The sequence below is a fragment of the Gordonia sp. VNK1 genome, assembly GCF_040049135.1.
GTDB lineage: Bacteria > Actinomycetota > Actinomycetes > Mycobacteriales > Mycobacteriaceae > Gordonia > Gordonia oleivorans.
Genome location: NZ_JBDZDJ010000003.1, coordinates 38,464 through 55,265, shown reverse-complemented (window position 1 = coordinate 55,265; position 16,802 = coordinate 38,464). Strand labels below are relative to the sequence as shown.

Genomic DNA, 16,802 nt, shown 5'->3' with positions numbered 1-16,802 from the left:
TGTTCCCCATTCAAGCAGCTCAGGCTCCGTCGCGTGCGCGCTGCGCAACAATGATCCGCGCGCGTCGCGTCGTCGATCTCCCCGGGGCACCGGCTTGCGGACCGGGCATTCGCCGGTGATCGGGTGGCGTGGACTAGCGTCGAGCAGGTGTTTGCCTGCGCGGTCTTCGTTCCGAGTGCACCTCTTCTCGTGCCCGAACTGACCGGACCGGATGCCGACGAGGCCGATGCGGTTCGCGACGCCACCCGGCACGCGTTCGCTGCCGCCGCACCGGCGGCCACCACCTGGGTGGCGATCGGAGCGGCCGATCGGCCGGGGTCATCCGACGGCGCCGGTCGTACCTGCGTCACCGATGTGCCCACCTCGGGAACGTTCGCGCGATTCGGGGTCGACGTCGGGGTGAGCCTCGATCCGTCCCGTGGTGCGCCCGCGGGTGCGCCGGCCCCGGCCGAGCCGATGCCACTGTCTGAGCCGATGCCACTGTCGATGCTGATCGCGGCCTGGTTGCGGGAACAGGCGGGCGTTGGCGCACTCACCCCGGTCGTCATCGATCCGGAGGCGAGCACCGCCGAGTGTGCCCGCATCGGCGGTGAGATCGCCGCGGCACTGGACTCGCGTGCCGAGCCGATCGGGTTGCTGGTGGTGGGCGACGGTGCCTTCGCGTTGACGCAGAAGTCGCCCGGCGGGGGCCTCCGGGAGGAATCGGTACGCCTGCAGCACCGGATCGAAGCGGCGATCGCTGCCGGCGACCTCGACGCCCTTGCGGCACTGGACCCGGACGAGTGTGCCGCCGAGGGTGTCGGCGGGCGCGTCGCCTGGCAGACGGCGGCCGCAGCGGTGCGCGCATCGGCCCGGACCGACGATCCCGCGGGAGCACCCGCCCTGACGGCGTCGGTGGAGTACGCCGATGCGCCGTTCGGCGTCGGATATGTGGTGGCCCGATGGGAGAGGTGACGTCGTCCGGGGTGGTCCCGGTTGCCGTGGTCGGCCCGACGGCGGTCGGCAAATCCGATCTGGCCCTGGATCTCGCCGAGGAACTCGGCGGAGAGATCGTCAACATCGACGCGATGCAGCAGTACCACGGGATGGACATCGGGACGGCCAAACTGCCGCCCGAAGAACGTCGAGGTATCACCCACCATCAGATCGACGTGCTCGACGTCACCGAGGTCGCGACGGTGGCCCGCTACCAGGCCGCGGCGTCGCAGGATGTCGAGACCCTGCTGGCGGCCGGGCGTACCCCGGTCATCGTCGGCGGTTCGATGCTCTACATCCAGGGACTGCTCGACGACTGGAAGTTCCCGGCCACCGACCCGGAGGTGCGGGCCCGCTACGAGGCACTCCTCGCCGAGATCGGCGTCGGCGCGTTGCACCGCAGACTCGCCGAGGTCGACCCGGCCGCGGCGGCATCGATCCTCGACACCGACGGCCGCCGGATCGTGCGCGCACTCGAGGTGGTCGAACTCACCGGTGAACCGTTCGCCGCGTCGGCGCCGCAGATCGGCGAACCGCGCTGGGCGACCCGGATCCTCGCGCTGGACCGCGACACCGCCGATCTCGACGACCGGATCCGGGCGCGGACCGCGGCGATGTTCGCCGGTGGCCTCGTCGACGAGGTGCGCGCCCTGGCCGACTGCGGTCTGCGGGAGGGACGCACCGCTCGGCGGGCCATCGGGTACGCCCAGGTCCTCGACGCGCTCGACGGCGACGGTGACCTCGACCGCGCCGAGGAACTGACCGTCATCGGGACACGCCGCTATGTGCGTCGCCAGCGCTCCTGGTTCCGTCGTGATCACCGCATCGTGTGGCTCGATGCGGCCGCCGACGACCTCACCGCTCGGGCTCTGGCTACCCTGGACCGGTGACGATCAGCACCGCCCCGAGTGGGGACGACCTCGCCTTTGTGAAGGGGCACGGCACCCAGAACGACTTCGTCATCCTGACCGACCCGGCCGCCGAACTCGATCTCGCCGACGATCTCGTCGCCGCGCTGTGCGATCGGCAACGTGGCGTGGGTGCCGACGGCCTGCTGCGCGTGGCCCGCGCCGGCGCGCTGGTGGCTGCCGGGGTCCTGCCGGAGCTGCCCGCCGGGGTCACCCCGGATGACTGGTTCATGGACTACCGCAACGCCGACGGTTCGATCGCCGAGATGTGCGGCAACGGCGTGCGGGTGTTCGCGCACTACGTCCGCGCCACCGGACTGGCCGAACGTGACGAGTTCACGGTCGGGTCGCGGGCCGGTGCCCGCCCGGTGATCGTGCACGCCTTCGATCACGTGGACGCCGACGTGAGTGTGCAGATCGGGCCGGCGCGACTCGGGGTGGAGACCACCGCACGGATCGGCGACGACCTCTATGTCGGCACGGCGGTCGACGTCGGCAATCCGCACCTGGCGTGTGTGGTGCCCGGACTCGACGTCGCCGGTCTCGTCGCGGTCGACTTCGCCCAAGGCGTCACCTTCGACGCCGAGGTGTTCCCCGACGGCACGAATGTCGAGCTCCTGACGGTGCCCGAACCGACGGAGGCAGGTCTGCATGCCCACATGCGTGTCTTCGAACGCGGGGTGGGCGAAACGCGCAGCTGCGGGACCGGCCTGGTGGCCGCCGCCGCGTCCGGTCTGGCGCACCTGCATCACCAGACCGGTGAGATGACCATCGACGTGCCGGGCGGGCGGGTCCAGGTGCGCATCCTCGACGACGACGCATGGTTGCGAGGGCCGTCGCGGCTCGTCGCCGACGGCCGTCTCCGCGCCGGCTGGGCCCGCTGAGGGTGCACGTCGTCGGGGTGGGCGGCGAAATATTCGTGTGCACCGCGACGTTTCTCCATGCAACCATGGAAGGCGTATGAGCGAATCAACCCACATTTTCCCACCCGTCCCGGCCGATGACGTGAATCCGGAGCGTGACGTCCGCGAGAGCGACGTTCGCGACAGTGATCATCGCGAGACCGCCGCGTCCGATCCGACCCTGGGTGAACTGCAACTCTCCGATCGTGCCTCGCTGCAACGCGTGGCCGGACTGTCCACCGAACTCGCCGACGTCACCGAGGTCGAGTACCGGCAGCTGCGCCTCGAACGCGTGGTGCTCGTCGGAGTGTGGACCCACGGCACCGCGGCGCAGGCACGGGCGGCGATGACCGAGCTGGCGGCACTCGCCGAGACCGCCGGCTCGCAGGTCCTCGACGCCGTCATCCAACGCCGCAACGCCCCCGACCCCGGGACCTACATCGGCTCCGGCAAGGCCGACGAGCTGCGCGAGGTGGTGCTGGCCACCGGCGCCGACACGGTGATCTGCGACGGCGAACTGACCCCCGGTCAGCTGACCGCACTCGAGAAGGTCGTCAAGGTCAAGGTGATCGACCGGACCGCGCTGATCCTCGACATCTTCGCCCAGCACGCAACGTCGCGTGAGGGCAAGGCACAGGTGTCGCTGGCCCAGATGGAGTACATGCTCCCGCGCCTGCGTGGTTGGGGTGAGTCGATGTCCCGGCAGGCCGGTGGCCGCGCCGGCAGCAACGGCGGCGTGGGCCTGCGTGGTCCCGGTGAGACGAAGATCGAGACCGATCGGCGTCGCATCCGGGAACGAATGGCCAAGCTGCGCCGCGAGATTCGCGACATGAAGAAGGCCCGGCTGACCAAACGGGCGGCGCGGCAACGCAGTTCCGTCCCCAAGCTGACGGTCGCCGGTTACACCAATGCCGGTAAGTCCAGTCTCGTCAACGCGATGACGGGTTCGGGTGTGCTGGTGCAGGACGCACTGTTCGCGACCCTCGATCCCACCACGCGTCGCGCCACGCTCGACGACGGACGCGAGGTGGTGTTCACCGACACCGTCGGTTTCGTCCGCCATCTGCCGACGCAACTGGTGGAGGCCTTCCGCTCGACCCTCGAGGAGGTCGTCGACGCGGACCTGGTGCTGCACGTGGTCGACGGTGCCGACGAGTTCCCCGCCGAACAGATCGCCGCGGTCCGTCAGGTGATCAACGAGGTGGTGGCCGACGAGGACGTCGCCGCACCGCCGGAGTTGTTGGTGATCAACAAGATCGACTCGATCGACGCGACGCGGATGGCCGAACTCCGGGCGATGGCACCGGATGCGGTGTTCGTCTCGGCGCGCACCGGCGAGGGATTGCCGGAATTGTTCGACCGGGTCCGGGAGTTCGTCGGACGCACCGACGTCGAGCTGACCCTCGCCGTCCCGTTCACCCGTGGTGAGGTGCTCTCCCGCATCCACCGCGAGGGTGAGGTGCTCTCCACCGAACACGACGAGCACGGATCGATTGTGCGAGTACGGGTTCCGCCGGCCATGGCCGGTGAGCTCGCCGACCTGGTGTTGGCGACGGCGCACTGAGCCGCCGATCCGGCTCCACCGGGCACGACCAGACGAGACGGCCGGTCACCCGCACGGGTGACCGGCCGTCTCGTTGTCCGAGATCGTCGGGGATGGCGCCTACTCGGCGTCGAGATCCTTGGCGACGAGTTGGGCGATGTGCTCGAGTGCGCCCGCGTCGTCGGAGGACACGATGACATTCGTGCCCTTCTCGGCGCCGAGGGTCATGATCATCAGGGCCGAACCGGCGTCGACCGGTTCGCCGCCCTCGACGGCGAGGGTGATCGGGACGCCGGCATCGGCGGCGGCCTCGGCGATGATGGTCGCGGGTCGGGCGTGCAGTCCGACGGCGGAGCCGACGGTGACAGTGGTGCTGGGCATGGTGACTACTCCTTTGGAGGGTGACGGCTTCAACGGCAGGTGATGGTGAGGTGATTGTGCCCCGTGATCACCGTGGCGGGCGGGATTTCGCCGACGCCCGCCGCGGTGATCCGCCTCGTCAGGCGGCGACGGCCTCGCGCTCCACGGCGGCGACCTCGTCGTGGCCGTGGCCGCGTCCCCACTGCTTGGCGGCGATGACGCAGACCGCCGAGAGGACGGTGCCCGCGGCCAAGGCGACCAGGAAGAGCAGCCAGTGGTTCATCGTGAAGAACACGAAGATGCCGCCGTGCGGGGCGCGCTGGGTGACGCCGAAGGCCATGATCAGCGCGCCGGACAGCGCACCGCCGGCCATCATCGAGGGGATGACGCGGAACGGATCGGTGGCCGCGAACGGGATGGCGCCCTCGGAGATGAACGATGCACCGAGCAGCCAGGCGGCCTTGCCGTTCTCGCGTTCGGGTTCTGTGAACAGGCCCGGGCGCAGGACGGTGGCCAGTGCCAGGGCGAGCGGCGGGACCATTCCGGCGCACATGACCGCGGCCATGATCTCCAACTGTGCGGTTCCGGCGATGGCCAGACCGGCGGTGGCGAAGAGGTACGCCGCCTTGTTGACCGGGCCGCCGAGGTCGAAGCACATCATCAGGCCCAGGACGATGCCGAGTGCGATCTTCGAACCGCCGGACATGCTGTTGAGGCCGTTGGTCATCTCGGTGGTCACCCAGGCGAGGGGCTTGCCGAGCAACATGTAGAGCACGACGCCGATGAACAAGCTGCCCAGCAGCGGGATGATCACGACCGGCATCAGACCACGTGCCCACTGCGGCAACGGGAGTCGGGAGATCCACAGGCAGACGACGCCGGCGATCAGACCGCCGACCAGGCCGCCGATGAAGCTCGCACCGACCGCCACGGACACCAGTCCGGCCACGAATCCGGGTGCGATGCCGGGTCGGTCGGCGATGGCGAACGATATGTAACCGGCCAGGACGGGCACCAGCATGCTCATGGCGAGTCCGCCGATCGCGAACAACACCGCGCCGATGTACTGTCCGAGTCCGCCGGCGGGCAGATCCCACAGGCTGTTGTGCAACGCGATGAACTGTCCGTCGTTGAGGGCGCCGGTCTCGTCGAGGGTCTTGTTGGCGATCTGGTATCCGCCGAGGAACGGCAGGAACGCCAGGGCGATGAGCAGGCCGCCGGCGGCGACGAACGGGATCATGTAGCTGACGCCGGTCATCAGCGCCTGCTGGGTGCGCTTGCCCAGGCCGAGGGTCTCTCCGCCGGCGGCGTCGGCCGGGGCGTCGTTGCCGTCACCGTCGCGGACCACCGCGGCCTTGGGATTGCGGGCGGCGGCCATGGCCTCGGCGATCATCGTGTCGGGCTCGTTGATGGCGCGTTTGACGCCCGAGGCGATCACCGGCTTGCCGTGGAATCGGCTCTTGCCCTTGACTCCCACGTCGGTGGCGAAGATGACCGCGTCGGCGCCGGCGATGACGTCCGGGGTGAACGGTGTCGTTCCCGACGAACCCTGCGGTTCGACGTGGAAGTCGACCCCGGCGCGTTCGGCGGCGTACTTGAGGGCATCGGCGGCCATGTAGGTGTGCGCGATCCCGGTGGGGCAGGCGGTGATCGCCACGATCGAGAGCTTCTTCTCGGCGGTGGCGGGGGCGGCGACGGCCGCGGTGGTCGCTGCGGCGGCGGCGGGTGCGGCGGCCTTGGTGGTCGAGACGGTGGTCTTCTCGGTGGCGGCGGCCGTGTCGGGCTTCTTCGCCGGCGGATTGATCGCCTCGTCGACCAGGGTGACGACCTCGTCGTCGGTCTTCGCCGCCCGCAGGGAGGCCACGAAGTCGGGGCGGACCAGCGCGCGGGCGAGCGAGCTGAGCAGTTTCATGTGTTCGGCGGCGCCGCCTTCGGGCGCGGCGATGAGGAACACCAGGTCGGCGGGGCCGTCCGGCGCGCCGAAATCGACCTTCTTGGACAGCCGTGCCATGCCGAGGCTGGCCTCGGTGACCGAGGCCGCCCGGGCGTGGGGGATGGCGATGCCGCCCGGTAGGCCGGTGGCCGACTTGGCCTCGCGGGCCAGGGCGCCTCGTGCGAGGTCGGCGGCGTCGCTGGTGCGTCCGGCGGCGGCGAGGTTCTCGGCGAGGTGGTTGATCACCGCCGACGGGTCGTCGCCCGCGTCGATGTCGAGGTTCACCGTCGCTGCGGTGATGATCTGCTCGGACATGAATCTTCCTTTACTGCTAGGTGTTTCGGGAGTGTCGGATGTGGGTGGGGGAGATCGGGGAGGTCGGGGAGGTCGGGGTCATGTGGCGGGGGCGGCTCCGGCGAGGTCGGTGATCGCGACATGATCGGGGTCGAGGTGATCGGGTCGGGGTGGTTGGGTGCCGGCCAGTGCGGCGGCGGCGGCCCCGTAGGCGACGGCGCTGCGGAGACGCTCCGGTTCGCCGGCGCCGCGCGCCTCGGCGATGAGGTAGCCGGCCAGCGAGGAATCGCCGGCACCGACGGTGCTGCGCGGGACGATCGGGGGAGGCGTGGCGAACCAGCTGCCCGAGGTGGTGGTCAGCACGGCGCCCGCGGCGCCCAGGGTCGTCAGCACCGCGCCGCCGGTGTGCCCGGCGAGTTCGGCCGAGGCCGCGATGATCGGATCCAGGTCGCCGGCGGCGGCGGCCCGGCGCAGCACCGTCGGGTCGGCGCCGCAGACCTCGGCGAGTTCGGTCTCGTTGGGCTTGATCAGGTCGACGCGGCCGGTGACCGCGGCGCGCAGGGGTTCCCCGGAGGTGTCGATGGCGACCCGGCAACCACGCGCGATGAGCTGATCGGCCAGCTCCCGATACCAGGAGTCCTCGACTCCGGGGGGAAGCGATCCGCACAACGCCACCCAGCCGGCGCCGGCGGCGTGCGCCAGCACCAGATCGGTCAGGGCGGCGCGGCGGCGATCGTCGAGCGGTTGGCCGGAGGCGTTGATCTTGGTGGTGGTGCCGTCGGCCTCGGCGATGGTGATGTTGGAGCGGACCTCGCCGTCGACGGCGACGGTCTCGTGGCGCAGACCGACGGCGTCGAGTGCGCTCAGCAGTGGGTCGCCGGCGCGGGCGGGCAGGACGGCGATGGTGTCGATGCCCGCCTCGGCGACGACGCGGGAGACGTTGACGCCCTTGCCGCCCGGTTCGGCGCGCACGGCCACCGCGCGTTGCACCTCACCGCGCTCGAGCGGCGCGGCGATCTCCAACGTGCGATCCAGGCTTGGATTGGCTGTGACGGTGAGGATCATGCGATCACGACCTCGATGCCGCGGGCCGAGAGGGCGGCGGCGTAGGAGGGATCGACACCGGCGTCGGTGATGAGGACGTCGACATCGTCGAGCGAGGCGAAGGACGAGAAGTCCTCGCGGTTCATCTTGGAGGAGTCCGCCAGGACGACGACGCGCTGGGCCGAGGCCACCAGTGCCGCCTTGACGGCCGCCTCCTCGGGGTCGGGGGTCGACAAGCCCATGTCCTCGCTGATGCCGTTGGTCCCGATGAACGCCACGGAGGTGCGGAAGGTGGCAAGGCGGGCCACGGTCTCGGCGCCCACCGCGGCCTGGGTGAGGCCGCGCACACGCCCGCCGACGAGATGCAGGGTGGCGTTCGGGTGACTCGCCAGCACCGTCGCGATCGGCAGGCTGCTGGTCACCATGTGCAGGCGGCGATCTGCCGGGATGGCGACGGCCGCCTGATAGGTGGTCGTCCCGGCGTCGAGGGACACCGACCCGCCGTCGGCCGGAAGGAAGGCGATCGCGGCCCGCCCGATGGCGGCCTTCTGGATGGTGTGGCTGGTCTCGCGCTCGGAGATGTCCTGCTCGTCGATGAGCTGCACCAGTTCGGGACGGACGGCGCCGCCATGGACACGCTGCAGGTGTCCGGAGCGCTCCAGGGTTGCCAGGTCGCGACGCACTGTCTCGCTGGTGACATCGAATCGCTCGGCGAGCGAGCTGACCGATGCGCGGCCATGCGAGCGAACCAGTTCGGCGATCGCCTGCTGTCTTTCTTCGGCGTACACGTTGCTCCGATCGGAGAGGACGGATGACGGGATGTCTGTGTCCATGTGGGTTTGGGCAAAACTTGATGTGGTTTTGGGTGGAACTCAATGTTGATATATCTGTGTTTACGCCTGTTTGTGTTGACAAGTCAAGGATTTCTTGTAACTTCGATCACAAGAGATGTTCGGCGGGCAGATTTTTCACAGATCGGGCCGCCGGGAGAGCGATCTCGCGACAGCACAGACCAGATCGGCCGACGACGGCCGAAACGAACCTCGAACGAAGGGCAGCGCAGTGAACGATCAGCAGGCTCAGGAACTGCGTGGGACCCCCGTGGTCGGCGGGAAGGCCTACGGGCCGGTGGTTCGCCCCGGCGAGCGCGTCGCCCCGGTGCATGACACCGCGACGATCCCGGAGGACGCGCGGGAGGCGGAGCAGTCCCGCTTCGTCGACGCGGCCGGGCTGGTGGCCGCCCGGCTGCGCGAACGTGCCTCACATGCCTCCGGTGCGGCCGCCGAGGTTCTCATCGCCACCGCCGGCCTCGCCGAGGACCGCGGCTGGATCGGTGCGGCGGGCAAGCTGATCTCCTCCGGGTCGTCGGCCGCATCGGCCGCGACCGCGGCGACCGACCAGTTCGCCGCGCTCTTCACCAAACTCGGCGGTCTGATGGCCGAACGCGTCACCGATCTCAACGATGTCCGCGATCGGGTCGTGGCCGAGTTGCTCGGACAACCCGAACCGGGTGTGCCGGTGCCCACCGAGCCGTCGGTGCTCTGCGCCGACGATCTGGCGCCGGCCGACACCGCCGGCCTCGATCCCAAACTGGTCACCGCGCTGGTGACGCGACTCGGCGGGCCGACCAGTCACACCGCGATCATCGCCCGGCAGCTGGGCATCCCGTGCATCGTCGCGGTCGCCGACCTCGACGAGGTACCCGCCGGAACCCTGGTGCTCGTCGACGGCACCGCCGGAACCGTTGTGCTGGAACCGGATCCGGAGCAGGCGCAGGCGGCCGTCGACGAGAGCCGGCGCGAGGCGGAACTCGTCGCGGGCTGGTCGGGGCCGGGGCACACCGCCGACGGTCACGAGGCGGCCATCCTGGCCAACGTCGCCGACGGTGTCTCCGCGCGCGCCGCCACCGCCTATCCGGTCGAGGGAGTGGGCCTGTTCCGGACCGAACTGGCCTTCCTCGACAGCGCCGAGGCACCCACGGTGGCCGAGCAGACCGAGCTCTACCGCGAGGTGCTCGAGGCGTTCGGGGGCAAGAAGGTCGTCGTGCGGACGCTCGACGCGGGTTCGGACAAGCCGTTGAAATTCGTCGACCACGGCACCGAGGCCAACCCCGCTCTGGGGGTCCGGGGTAATCGGATCACCGCTCGGCATCCGGAGATCCGCGCCGGGCAACTCGACGCCATCGCGGCGGCCGCCCGGGAGACCGGCAGCACTCCATGGGTGATGGCACCGATGATCGCCTCGGCCGACGAGGCCGCGGAGTTCGCGGCACAGGTCCGCGGGCGTGGTCTGGTCGCCGGGGTGATGGTCGAGATCCCGTCCGCCGCGATCCTCGCGTCGTCGATCCTCGCCGAGGTCGACTTCGTGTCGATCGGAACCAACGATCTGACGCAGTACACGATGGCCGCCGACCGCATGTCGGCCGATCTGGCCGAACTCACCGATCCGTGGCAGCCCGCGGTGCTCGCGCTCATCTCGATGGTGGCCGAGGCCGGGAAACGTACGGGTAAACCGGTCGGCGTCTGCGGTGAGGCCGCCGCCGACCCGCTGCTGGCCTGCGTACTCGTCGGACTCGGCGTCACCTCGCTGTCGAGTGCTCCGGCGGCGTCGGCGGCGGTCGGTGCCAAACTCGGCGGCGTCACACTCGATGCGTGCCGTGCCGCGGCGAGTGCTGCCCTCGCGACCGCCTCCCCGGCGGCCGCACGTGAGGCCGCCACCGCGGCGCTCGCCGGCTGAATTTCGGCGAGCGCCGCACCGGGCGGGCCCGGAGCCGGATCAGATCCGGCGCATCACCGTGACGACCTTGCCCAGGATGGCGGCGTCGTCGCCGGGGATGGGTTCGAAATGCTCGTTGTGCGGCATCAGCCACACGTGACCGTCCTTGCGCTTGAAGGTCTTCACGGTCGCCTCGCCGTCGATCATCGCGGCGACGATGTCACCGTTGTCGGCCACGTTCTGCTGCCGGACGACGACCCAGTCGCCGTCACAGATCGCGGCGTCGATCATCGACTCGCCGACCACCTTCAGCAGGAACAGTGAACCCTCGCCGACGAGTTCACGCGGCAGCGGGAAGACGTCCTCGACGGCCTCCTCGGCGAGGATCGGTCCACCGGCCGCGATGCGCCCGAGAACCGGGACGAAGGTCGGGGCGGGCAGATTCGACGCGACCGCGGTGTCGTCCGGTGGGGTGTGCTCGCCGTCCTGCACGTTGACCGCGCGTGGGCGGTTGTGGTCGCGCTTGAGCAGTCCCTTGCGTTCCAGTGTCCGCAGCTGATGGGCGACCGACGACGTCGAGGCCAGCCCGACGGCGTCGCCGATCTCGCGGATGCTCGGCGGATAGCCGCGCTCGCGCACCGACTTGCGGATCACATCGAGCACGCCCCGCTGACGCGGCGTGAGCGAGGCCTCCGCGGCCGCCGCGTCGAACGGGACCTCCGGCTCGTCGGCGGCGGCCGATCCGCGGCCGCGCTTGGTCGACGACGTCGACGTCGTCGAACGTCGGTTCTTCTCACTCATCGGGTGTTCGATCCTTTCGGTCGGAAACTCTGTTGTGGTCGGACGGTGTTGTCGGTGGTCCGGTGCGGTCGGTTGTCCCGTGCAGTCGGTGGTCCGGTGCGGCCGGGGTTTGTCCGCGGGTCTGCGCTGCTGGTCAACGGCCAGGTTAGTCCAGGTCACCGACAACTTCAAACATTTGTTCGACGTGTTGCGAGAAATTGTCGGAGGTGCGTGATAGAACTTCGAACATCAGTTCCTCGAACGAGTGATCGAGATCGGAGACTCTCATGCAGAACACCTTGGTTCGCAGTGAAACCGCAGGTCAGGCGCGTCGGGCGACGGTTCGGCGCACCCCGTCCGGTGCCCGTTTCGGTGCCGCTCCCGATGCCCGGGGTGCGGCGCGAGACGATGTCACGCCCCGGCGCGGCGCGATCGTGCATGCCGGACGGCCGGTGCCGGCTCGCCGCGCCACCCCGGCGGCGCGGCACCGGCACCTCCACCGCCCGGCCGACAATCGTCCGGTCGACCGGCCCCGGGTCGCGATCCCCAGGCGCCCGGCCGGGACGCCGTGCGCCGCGCCCGCGTCGCAGTCCCGTCGGGCGGGCCGTCGCGGTGCCGCGGTGGCCCTGCTGACCGGGGTGGCGCTGGCGATGCTGGTGTGGCTGATCGGTGTCGCCGGCAGCGATTACCAGGAATCCACCGCCCCCACGCCGGTGGCCACGCAGGTGGTGCACGTCCGGGCGGGGGAGTCGCTGAACTCCGTCGCCGCGCGCGTCGCGCCCGAGATGCCGCGGCAGGCGGTCATCGACGAGATCGTCGAGCTCAACGACATGGGTGGCAGCGCCCTGCGTGTCGGTCAGGCGCTGCTGACGCCCGCATATCGCTGAGCGGTGAGGCGCTATTCTCGATGCATGCGCTGCCCGTTCTGCAGGAATGATGACACCAAGGTCATCGACTCCCGAGTCGCCGACGAGGGACAGGCGATCCGTCGTCGCCGTTCGTGCAGCGCCTGTGGCCGACGATTCTCCACCGTGGAGACCGCCGTGCTGGCGGTGGTTAAGCGCAACGGCGTCACCGAACCGTTCAGTCGGGAGAAGGTGATGCGCGGGGTGCGCCGCGCCTGCCAGGGACGGCACGTCCACGAGGACGATCTGGCCCAGTTGGCGCAGCAGGTCGAAGAGACGGTGCGCGCCTCGGGCGTCGCGGAGATCCCCAGCAACGAGGTCGGTCTCGCCATTCTCAAACCGTTGCGTGACCTCGACGAGGTCGCCTATCTCCGGTTCGCGTCGGTGTACCGGTCGTTCGATTCCCTCGAGGACTTCCAACGCGAGATCGACGATCTGCAGGGCAATCTCACGCGGCGCAACGGCACGGATGCGCCCGATGCCCTCTCAGCCGAGTCGATCCAGGGTTCGTAGCGCACGCTTCTCCGAGATCGGATATCGGGTGCCCAGCCGCTGGGCGAACAGACCCACCCGCAGTTCCTCGACCATCCAATGCGCCTGTTCGTTGACGAGATCGCGACGGGCCTCGGGTACCTCGGCGAGTCGCTGATTCCACCGCCCGGTGACCCGGTCGAGCGTGCCCATGGCCGCCCGGTCCCGGTCCGCCGATCCCGGAAGGTGTTCCAGCCGTTCGCGTGCGGCCGCCAGATATCTCGGGAGTTCGGCCAGGTGCTCACGCGGGGTGGCCAGCACGAAGCCGTCGAAGATCAGGTTGGCCAGTTGCTCGGCGACGTCGTCGGCGGCGACCTGACCGGAATGCTCATCGATCGCCTGACGCAGCGGCGCGACCATCCGGAGTGCGTTGACGGCCGAGGCGAGATACTCCGGTGCGGCCGAACGTACGCGCGGACCGAGTGCGGCGGCCAGCGCATCGAACTGCTGCGGTGACCGCACCCGGGCCGCCGCGTCGACGTCGACGAGGTCCCGGATGGCCCGCCTGGTGCAGTCGGCGAAGAACTCGCTGGAATCCCGGTAGGGGTTCTGGCTCAACGCGAGTCGCCCGGCGGGGTCGAGGCCCGACGATGCCTTCGACGAGAGCCCGGTGATGGTGTGGTCGAGCAGCGCGATGACACCGACGACCCGCATCCGGTTGGCCTCGTCCTCGGTGGCGGCGGTGGCCCGCGCGACGCCCACGGATCGGCCGGGATCCCCGACGGCACGCAACGTGGGATGGCGGGTGATGTGTTGGCCCGCGACGTCGGCGGTCTCGGTGGCCGCCAGGGTGCCGAGCCCGTCGGCGGTCCAGGTGGTGTACACCGCGGCCGGGGGTGTCGGTCGACGGTCCGCTCCGTCGGCGGTGAGATCTGTGAACGACTTGCTGCGCCTGCGGATCTCGCCCGAATCGTCGATGACGGCGAAGGTGATCCGCAGGTGGGCGGGCAGGCGGTCGACGGCGAAGTCCGCCGGTGTCACGGTGTGCCGGGTGATCGTCGACAACTCGCGGGCCAGCCCACGGACCAGTGGTTCGGAGCGCGGCGTCAGCCGGGACAGGGCCAGATCGGCGAAGCGCTGTGCCGGGGCCATTGTCTTGCGAAGCTGTTTGGGCAGGGTCTTGACGAGTTCGGTGGCCAGTTCCGATCGCATTCCCGGTACCAGCCAATCGAATCCGGCGTTGCGGACGTGGGGGAGCAGGGCCTGCGGAATGACGACGGTGACCCCGTCGTCGGGTGCGCCCGGCTCGAATCGGTAGCGCAGTTCCAGGCGGGTGTCGCCCTGCTGCCATGCCCCCGGATAGTCGGTGTCGGCGACGGCGACGTCGGCGGCCACATCGGCGGGGGTCAGATCCAGCAGGGTCGGGTCGGTGCGCCGCGCCGACTTCCACCACGTGTCGAAATGCCGCGCCGAGGTCACCTCGGCGGGGATGCGCTTGTCGTAGAACTCGTAGAGCTGCTCCTCGGAGATCACCACGTCGCGACGCCGGGCGCGGTGCTCGACGTCGGCGGCCTCGGTCAGCAACTGCCGATTCTGTTCGAAGAAACGATGATTCGTCCGCCAGTCGCCCTCGACGAGGGCATGGCGGATGAACAGGTCGCGCGACACCTCGGGGTCGATCGGGCCGTAGTTGACGCGTCGGCGCGCCACCAGCGTCACGCCGTAGAGGGTGACGCGCTCATAGGCCATCGCGGCGCCGCGCGTGGAGGACCAGTGCGGTTCGCTGTGGGTGCGTTTCACCAGATCGCCGGCGAGCTTCTCCGCCCACAACGGGTCGACCCCGGCCACCGTGTGCGCGAACAGCCGGGACGTCTCGATGATCTCGGCGGCCATCAGGAAGGCCGGCGGTTTCCTGGACACCGACGACCCGGGGAAGATCATCAGCGTGGTGTTGCGGGCACCGGTGTACTCGCGGCCCTCGGCGGCCCGGACCGCGATGTTGCCGAGCAGGCCGGCGAGGATGGCGCGATGGATCGCGTCGGCATTCGGTTCGGTCTCGGGGATCTGCCAGTCGAGGTCGATGACGATTCCGCGCAACTGGCGGTGCAGGTCCTGCCATTCGCGGATGCGCAGGTAGTGCAGGAACTCGCGTTCGCAGGTGCGTCGGAACTGATTGGCCGACAACTCCTTACGTTTCTCCTGCACATATCGCCACAGCTGCGTATAGCTCAGGAAGTCCGAACCGGGGACGGCGAAACGCCGATGACTGGTGTCGGCGGCCTCCCGGTGTTCGGCCGGGCGTTCCCGGACGTCGGGAATCGACAGGGCGGCCGCGATCACCAGCACGTGGTCGAGGCAGCCCTCGTCGCGGGCGGCCACCAGCATCCGGGCGATCCGCGGATCGACCGGGATGCGGGCCATCGTGGCGCCGACCTTCGTCAGGCGCACCTCGCCCTTGTCGCGGCCGCCGGCGTCCGGTCCGCTGCCGCGTCCGGAGCCCTTGCCCGGCACCGTGATCGCTCCCAGTTCCGACAGCACGCCGACGCCGTCGCGGACCGCCCGGGAATCCGGCGGCTGCACGAAGGGGAAGTCCTCGATGTCGCCGAGACGCAGGGACGTCATCTGCAGGATGACCGACGCGAGATTGGTGCGCAGGATCTCCGGGTCGGTGAAGGCGGGCCGCGCATCGAAGTCGGATTCGGAGTACAGCCGGATGCAGATACCCGGGGCCACACGTCCACATCGACCGGCGCGCTGGCGGGCACTGGCCTGCGACACCGGTTCCACCGGCAGCCGCAGGACCTTGGTGCGGGTGGAGTAGCGGGAGATCCGCGCGGTGCCCGAGTCGATCACGTACCGGATTCCGGGAACGGTCAGCGACGTCTCGGCGACGTTGGTGGACAACACGATTCGTCGTCCGTCCGACGGCGTGAACACGCGCTGCTGATCGGCGATGGACAGCCGGGCGAACAGCGGGACGACCTCGGCGCCCGCGGCGATGCGGCGCGACAACGACGCCGCCGCCTCCCGGATGTCGCGTTCGGTGGGCAGGAACACCAGGATGTCGCCGCGACCGGCGGTGCCCCACAGTTCGTCGATGGCGGCGTCGACGCCCTGGAACAGATCGAGGTCGGCGTGCTCGCCGCCACCGCGTTCGTCGCCGGCATCCGGGTCCTCACGCAGGGTCAGTGGCCGGTAACGCACCTCGACGGGATAGGTCCGACCCGACACCTCGATCACCGGCACCGGTGTGCCGGAGTCGGTGGTGAAATGCCGGGCGAATCGGCCCGGTTCGATGGTGGCCGAGGTGATGATCACCTTCAGATCGGGACGGCGCGGCAGCAGCCGTCGCAGGTACCCGAGGATGAAGTCGATGTTCAGCGACCGCTCGTGGGCCTCGTCGACGATGATCGTGTCGTAGTGGCGCAGCATCGGGTCGGTGGAGATCTCCCGGAGCAGGATGCCGTCGGTCATCACCTTGACGAGCGTGTCGGCGCCGGAGCGATCGGAGAAGCGCACCGAGTAGCCGATGGCCTCACCGATCCGTGTTCCGGTCTCCTCGGCGATCCGCCGGGCCACCGAACTCGCCGCGATGCGGCGGGGCTGGGTGTGGCCGATCGCGCCACGCACACCGCGGCCGAGTTCGAGGCAGATCTTCGGTAGCTGGGTGGTCTTGCCCGACCCGGTCTCACCGGCGATCACCACCACCTGATGCTCGGAGATTGCCGCAGCGATCTCGTCGCGGGCCGCCGAGACCGGCAGATCCTCGGGGAATTCCAGGACGGGGACGGCGGCGCGGCGGGCGGCGACCCGTCGTTCGGCACCGGCGAGGGATTTCTCCAGTCCGGCGAGTCGGTCCGCGGAGGGTTGCGGCCCGAGCTTGTCGAGGCGCCGCCGAAGCGCATGGGCATCGGCGATGCCGACGGCACGAATCCGCTCGAGGAGATCGCGGCGATCCGGTGGTGTCATGAT

General features: G+C 69.8%; 13 protein-coding genes. 7 read left to right on the top strand and 6 right to left on the bottom strand.

Going from position 1 to position 16,802, the window contains the following annotated elements:
• Positions 1-123 precede the first annotated feature (123 nt).
• The 4 genes from ABLE94_RS04195 to hflX all read left to right on the top strand — a co-directional run bounded on the left by ABLE94_RS04195 (position 124) and on the right by hflX (position 4,349).
• Entirely contained in the window at positions 124-954 is an 831-nt protein-coding gene (locus tag ABLE94_RS04195; RefSeq protein ID WP_348808114.1) for a class III extradiol ring-cleavage dioxygenase family protein, read from the top strand.
• On the top strand, positions 942-1,865 hold the full coding sequence (miaA, locus tag ABLE94_RS04190; protein WP_348803555.1) for a tRNA (adenosine(37)-N6)-dimethylallyltransferase MiaA: 924 nt from the start codon (positions 942-944) through the stop codon (positions 1,863-1,865). Before ABLE94_RS04195 ends, miaA begins: the two co-directional genes overlap by 13 nt.
• Complete coding sequence (gene dapF / locus ABLE94_RS04185; protein WP_348808113.1) at positions 1,862-2,767, top strand: diaminopimelate epimerase; 906 nt, start codon at positions 1,862-1,864, stop codon at positions 2,765-2,767. The genes miaA and dapF overlap by 4 nt, the downstream gene beginning before the upstream one ends.
• A gap of 76 nt (positions 2,768-2,843) precedes the next feature.
• Positions 2,844-4,349: a GTPase HflX gene (hflX, locus tag ABLE94_RS04180; protein ID WP_348808112.1), complete on the top strand. Its 1,506-nt coding sequence runs from the start codon at positions 2,844-2,846 to the stop codon at positions 4,347-4,349.
• A 99-nt stretch (positions 4,350-4,448) separates the two neighbouring features.
• On the opposite strand, the gene ABLE94_RS04175 is transcribed toward hflX, so the two are convergent.
• The 4 genes from ABLE94_RS04175 to ABLE94_RS04160 form a co-directional block, all read right to left on the bottom strand.
• Entirely contained in the window at positions 4,449-4,709 is a 261-nt protein-coding gene (locus tag ABLE94_RS04175; RefSeq protein WP_348803558.1) for an HPr family phosphocarrier protein, read from the bottom strand.
• A 118-nt stretch (positions 4,710-4,827) separates the two neighbouring features.
• Entirely contained in the window at positions 4,828-6,936 is a 2,109-nt protein-coding gene (locus ABLE94_RS04170; RefSeq protein ID WP_348803559.1) for a PTS fructose transporter subunit IIABC, read from the bottom strand.
• A gap of 78 nt (positions 6,937-7,014) precedes the next feature.
• Positions 7,015-7,980, bottom strand: a complete 966-nt coding sequence (locus ABLE94_RS04165; protein ID WP_348803560.1) for a 1-phosphofructokinase family hexose kinase — start codon at positions 7,978-7,980, stop codon at positions 7,015-7,017.
• Positions 7,977-8,747, bottom strand: coding sequence for a DeoR/GlpR family DNA-binding transcription regulator (locus tag ABLE94_RS04160; protein WP_348803917.1), 771 nt, complete (start codon positions 8,745-8,747; stop codon positions 7,977-7,979). The genes ABLE94_RS04165 and ABLE94_RS04160 overlap by 4 nt, the downstream gene beginning before the upstream one ends.
• Positions 8,748-8,907: 160 nt before the next feature.
• Here ABLE94_RS04160 and ptsP point away from each other — a divergent pair, with 160 nt between their 5' ends.
• Positions 8,908-10,695 (top strand): phosphoenolpyruvate--protein phosphotransferase, encoded by a 1,788-nt coding sequence (gene ptsP, locus ABLE94_RS04155; protein ID WP_425476139.1) that lies wholly within the window; start codon positions 8,908-8,910, stop codon positions 10,693-10,695.
• A 39-nt stretch (positions 10,696-10,734) separates the two neighbouring features.
• On the opposite strand, the gene lexA is transcribed toward ptsP, so the two are convergent.
• A complete protein-coding gene (lexA, locus tag ABLE94_RS04150; protein WP_348803563.1) occupies positions 10,735-11,475 on the bottom strand; it encodes a transcriptional repressor LexA in 741 nt (246 codons plus the stop codon).
• 266 nt (positions 11,476-11,741) lie between these two features.
• On the opposite strand from lexA, the gene ABLE94_RS04145 reads away from it, so the two are divergent.
• Complete coding sequence (locus ABLE94_RS04145) at positions 11,742-12,341, top strand: LysM peptidoglycan-binding domain-containing protein (protein WP_348803564.1); 600 nt, start codon at positions 11,742-11,744, stop codon at positions 12,339-12,341.
• A 24-nt stretch (positions 12,342-12,365) separates the two neighbouring features.
• A complete protein-coding gene (gene nrdR, locus ABLE94_RS04140; RefSeq protein ID WP_348803565.1) occupies positions 12,366-12,872 on the top strand; it encodes a transcriptional regulator NrdR in 507 nt (168 codons plus the stop codon).
• Here nrdR and hrpA read toward each other — a convergent pair.
• Entirely contained in the window at positions 12,846-16,799 is a 3,954-nt protein-coding gene (gene hrpA / locus ABLE94_RS04135) for an ATP-dependent RNA helicase HrpA (RefSeq protein WP_348803566.1), read from the bottom strand. The genes nrdR and hrpA overlap by 27 nt on opposite strands.
• Between the last annotated feature and the right edge of the window lie 3 nt (positions 16,800-16,802).